This window comes from Micrococcus sp. HSID17227 (genome assembly GCF_003989405.1).
Lineage (GTDB): Bacteria > Actinomycetota > Actinomycetes > Actinomycetales > Micrococcaceae > Micrococcus > Micrococcus luteus.
On the sequence record NZ_RBLN01000166.1, the window covers coordinates 1 to 4,916 of the forward strand.

Below are 4,916 nucleotides of genomic sequence, written 5' to 3' on the forward strand. Positions count from 1 at the left end.
GCCTGGGCCTGCGCTCGCGCGCGGTCCTCGAGGTCCACGACGCCGGCGCCCACCGCGGCCTGCTCGTGCTCCGCCCCGGGGCCGCCAACCTGTTCATCCCCGCGGACGACCTCGTCGAGGCCGGCCTGTCCGCGGGGATCGCCGGCAAGTTCGTCGAGCCGGGCGGGCTCGTCGCCTGGGGCTGGCGCCTCGGCGACGTCGAACTCACCTCCGCCTTCCGCCCCGACCGCCCCGAGGACCGCGACCGGCTCCTCGCCGCCCTGCAGACCATCATCGACCCCGCCCCGGCCGACCCGGCCGGCCGCGCAGGAGAAGGAGACCCCCGATGAGCACCCCCACCGACGACCTGGCCCTGCTCGTCCTCGAGGACGGCACCGTCCACCGCGGCCGGGCCTACGGCGCCCGCGGCCGCACCCTGGGCGAGGCCGTGTTCACCACGGGCATGACCGGCTACCAGGAGACCCTCACCGACCCGTCCTACGCGGGGCAGATCATCGTGCAGACCTCCCCGCACATCGGCAACACCGGGGTCAACGACGCCGACCGGGAGTCGCGGGCGATCTTCGCCGCCGGCTACGTGGTCCGCGACGCGGCCCGGCGTCCGTCCAACTGGCGCGCCGAGCGCACCCTCGACGAGGAGCTCGAGGCGTTCGGCGTCGTCGGGATCCGCGAGGTCGACACCCGTGCCGTCACCCGCCGCCTGCGCACCGAGGGCTCGATGCGCGCCGGCGTGTTCTCCGGCGAGCACGCCGCCCGCCCCGAGGCCGAGCTGCTGGCGGAGGTGCGCGCCCAGCCGTCGATGGCCGGCGCCCGCCTCGCGGAGTCCGTCACCACGGAGGAGCCGTACGTCATCGAGCCGGCCGAGCACGGCTGGGAGGGCGAGCCGATCGCCGAGATCGCCGCCCTCGACCTCGGCATCAAGGCCGCCACGCCGCGGCACCTGGCCTCCCGCGGCATCCGCGTGCACGTGCTGCCCGCGGCCACGGACCTGGCCGGCATCCGCGCCGTGGACCCGGACGGCGTCTTCCTGTCCAACGGCCCCGGCGACCCGGCCACGGCAGACGCCCAGGTGGAGCTGCTGCGCGAGGTCCTCGACGCCGGCCTGCCGTTCTTCGGCATCTGCTTCGGCAACCAGATCTTCGGCCGCGCGCTCGGCTTCGACACCTACAAGCTGAAGTTCGGCCACCGCGGCCCGAACCAGCCGGTGCTGGTCAAGGCCACGGGCCGCGTGGCCATCACCTCCCAGAACCACGGCTTCGCCGTGGACGCCCCCCTCGGCGAGCCGATCGAGGCGCCGGAGTCGCGCTTCGGCCGCGTCGAGGTCTCCCACTGGTCCCTGAACGACCAGGTCGTCGAGGGCCTGCGCCTGCTCGACCGGCCCGCCTTCTCCGTGCAGTTCCACCCGGAGTCCGCGGCCGGCCCCAACGACACCCTCGACCTGTTCGACCGCTTCGTGCAGCTGCTCACCGAGCACCGCACCGCCACCACCCCCGCCACCGAAGGAGCCTGATCCATGCCCAAGCGCACCGACCTGAAGTCCGTCCTGGTCATCGGCTCCGGCCCCATCGTGATCGGCCAGGCCGCCGAGTTCGACTACTCCGGCACCCAGGCCATCCGCGTCCTCAAGGAGGAGGGCGTCCGCGTCGTCCTCGTCAACTCCAACCCGGCCACGATCATGACCGATCCGGAGCTGGCCGACGCCACCTACGTCGAGCCCATCACCCCGGCCGTGGTCGCCAAGATCATCGAGAAGGAGCGCCCGGACGCCCTGCTGCCCACCCTGGGCGGCCAGACGGCGCTGAACACCGCCATCGCCCTCGACAAGGACGGGGTGCTCGAGCGCTTCGGCGTCGAGCTGATCGGCGCGAACATCGAGGCCATCGAGCTCGGCGAGAACCGCGAGCTGTTCAAGGGCGTCGTGGAGCGTGCCGGCGGCGAATCCGCCCGGTCCCACATCGTGCACACGATGGAGGAGGCCCTGGCCGCCGTCGAGGACCTGAAGTACCCCGTGGTGGTGCGCCCCTCGTTCACGATGGGCGGCCTCGGCTCCGGCATGGCCTACGACGAGGCCGACCTGTACCGCATCTGCGGCGCCGGCCTGCAGTACAGCCCGACCTCCGAGGTCCTGCTCGAGGAGTCCATCCTCGGCTGGAAGGAGTACGAGCTGGAGATGATGCGGGACAAGAACGACAACGTCGTCGTCGTCTGCTCCATCGAGAACGTGGACCCCGTGGGCGTGCACACCGGCGACTCCATCACCGTGGCCCCGGCCATGACGCTGACGGACCGCGAGTACCAGAAGCTGCGGGACATCTCGATCAACGTCATCCGCGAGGTCGGCGTGGACACCGGCGGCTGCAACATCCAGTTCGCGGTGAACCCCGTGGACGGGCGCGTCGTCGTCATCGAGATGAACCCGCGCGTCTCCCGCTCCTCGGCGCTGGCCTCGAAGGCCACCGGCTTCGCGATCGCCAAGATCGCCACCAAGCTGGCCCTGGGCTACACGATGGACGAGATCCCCAACGACATCACCCAGAAGACCCCGGCGTCCTTCGAGCCGGTCCTGGACTACGTGGTCGTGAAGGTCCCGCGCTTCGCGTTCGAGAAGTTCCCGGCGGCGGACCCCACGCTGACCACCACCATGAAGTCGGTCGGCGAGGCCATGGCCATCGGCCGCAGCTTCACGGAGGCCCTGCAGAAGGCCCTGCGCTCGCTCGAGCAGAAGGGCTCGGAGCTCGCGTTCCCGCAGGACGCCGACCCGCAGGCCCTGCTCGCGGCGGCGCGCACGGCCACCGCCGACCGGCTCTCCCAGACCCAGCAGGCGCTCTACGCCGGCGCCACGATCGAGGAGGCCTTCGAGGCCACCGCGATCGACCCGTGGTTCCTGGACCAGTTCGTGCTCATCAACGAGGTCGCGGACGAGATCCGCGACGCCGAGGTCCTCGACGAAACCCTGCTGCGCCGCGCCAAGCGGCACGGGTTCTCCGACGCCCAGATCGGCTCGCTGCGGCACATGGACGCGGCGGTCGTGCGCGGCGTGCGTCACGCCCTGGGCGTGCGCCCCGTCTACAAGACCGTGGACACCTGTGCCGCCGAGTTCGAGGCCTTCACCCCGTACCGGTACTCCAGCTACGACCTCGAGACCGAGGTCGCCCCGCACGAGGGCGAGTCGGTGATCATCCTCGGCTCGGGCCCGAACCGGATCGGCCAGGGCATCGAGTTCGACTACTCGTGCGTGCACGCCACCATGGCGCTGCGCGAGGCCGGCTACGAGACCGTGATGGTCAACTGCAACCCGGAGACCGTGTCCACGGACTACGACATCTCCGACCGCCTCTACTTCGAGCCGCTCACGCTCGAGGACGTCCTGGAGGTCATCGCGGCCGAGGAGGCCTCCGGCGGCGTGCGCGGCGTCTTCGTGCAGCTCGGCGGTCAGACCCCGCTCAAGCTGGCCCAGCAGCTCGCCGACGCCGGCGTGCCGATCCTGGGCACCTCGCCCGCGGCCATCGACCTGGCCGAGCACCGCGGCGAGTTCGCGCTCGTGCTCGAGCGCGCGGGCCTGGTGGCGCCGAAGAACGGCACGGCGGTCTCCTTCGACGACGCCAAGCGCGTGGCGGACGAGATCGGCTACCCCGTGCTCGTGCGCCCCTCCTACGTGCTCGGCGGTCGCGGCATGGAGATCGTGTACTCCGAGGAGGCGCTGGCCCACTACGTGGAGCACGCCACGGAGATCACCCCCGACCAGCCGATGCTCGTGGACCGCTTCCTCGAGGACGCGATCGAGATCGACGTCGACGCCCTCTACGACGGCACCGAGCTGTACCTCGGCGGCGTCATGGAGCACATCGAGGAGGCGGGCATCCACTCGGGTGACTCCGCGTGCGTGCTGCCCCCCGTCACCCTGGGCCCGGACGTGCTCGAGCGCGTGCACCGCGCCACCGAGCGGATCGCGGCCGGCGTCGGCGTGCGCGGCCTGATCAACATCCAGTTCGCGCTCGCCTCGGACGTGCTGTACGTGATCGAGGCGAACCCGCGCGCCTCGCGGACCGTGCCGTTCGTCTCGAAGGCCACGGGCGTCCAGCTGGCCAAGGCGGCCGCGCGGATCGGCGTCGGCGAGAGCATCGCCGACCTGCGCGCGGCGGGCATGCTGCCCACGGCGTACGACGGCGGCACCCTGCCGATCGGCGCGCCCGTGGCGGTCAAGGAGGCGGTGCTGCCGTTCACCCGCTTCCGCACCGCGGAGGGCCGCGTGGTCGACTCGCTGCTGGGCCCGGAGATGCGCTCGACGGGCGAGGTCATGGGCATCGACAAGCACTTCGACACCGCGTTCGCCAAGTCCCAGTCCGCCGCCGGCGGCCCGCTGCCCACCTCGGGGCGCGTGTTCGTGTCGGTCGCCAACCGGGACAAGCGCACCCTCGTGGGCCAGGCCAAGCGCCTCGTCGACCTCGGCTTCCAGGTGGTCTCCACCGGCGGCACCGCCGAGGTGCTGCGGCGCAACGGCATCCCCGCGGAGGTCGTGGCGAAGATCGCCGACGCCGGGCACGAGGACGGCGCGGGCACCGTGCTGGAGCAGCTGCACGCCGGCACCGTCGACCTCGTGCTGAACACGCCCTCCGGCGGCGACGCCCGCACGGACGGCTACGAGATCCGCGCGGCCGCGACGTCGCTCGGCGTGCCGGTGATCACGACCACGGCCGAATTCGGGGCGTGCCTGCAGGCCATCGAGGCCATGCGGTCCTACGAGTGGTCCGTCACCTCACTGCAGGAGCACGACGCGCGCCTGCAGCAGGCTGTCGCCGGTCCGGAGGCCGCGGCGTGACCACGACGGCGACGGGCGGCGCGGGGCCCCGCGCCCCCTTCGGGCGGCGGCTACACTGGAAGCGCGGCGCGTGGGGACAGAGCGGCCTACCCCTGGT

Annotated in this window: 2 protein-coding genes and 1 pseudogene; all 3 read left to right on the forward strand. The window is 72.2% G+C overall.

Annotated features, from left to right (window positions below; all coding sequences use genetic code 11):
- Positions 1 to 329, forward strand: a pseudogene (locus tag D8M29_RS08565) (hypothetical protein); the annotation flags it as partial.
- Positions 326 to 1,510: a glutamine-hydrolyzing carbamoyl-phosphate synthase small subunit gene (gene carA / locus D8M29_RS08570; RefSeq protein WP_041103701.1), complete on the forward strand. Its 1,185-nt coding sequence runs from the start codon at positions 326 to 328 to the stop codon at positions 1,508 to 1,510. The pseudogene D8M29_RS08565 and the gene carA, both read left to right, overlap by 4 nt.
- 3 nt (positions 1,511 to 1,513) lie before the next feature.
- Positions 1,514 to 4,819 carry a carbamoyl-phosphate synthase large subunit gene (gene carB / locus D8M29_RS08575; protein ID WP_041103703.1) on the forward strand — a complete coding sequence of 1,102 codons (3,306 nt, stop codon included), beginning with the start codon at positions 1,514 to 1,516 and terminating at the stop codon, positions 4,817 to 4,819.
- Positions 4,820 to 4,916 lie beyond the last annotated feature (97 nt).

Bases quoted from the DNA above. Each gene is read 5' to 3' on its own strand.
- carA (WP_041103701.1), top strand. From the start codon at position 326: ATGAGCACCCCCACCGACGACCTGGCCCTGCTCGTCCTCGAGGACGGC.
- carB (WP_041103703.1), top strand. From the start codon at position 1,514: ATGCCCAAGCGCACCGACCTGAAGTCCGTCCTGGTCATCGGCTCCGGC.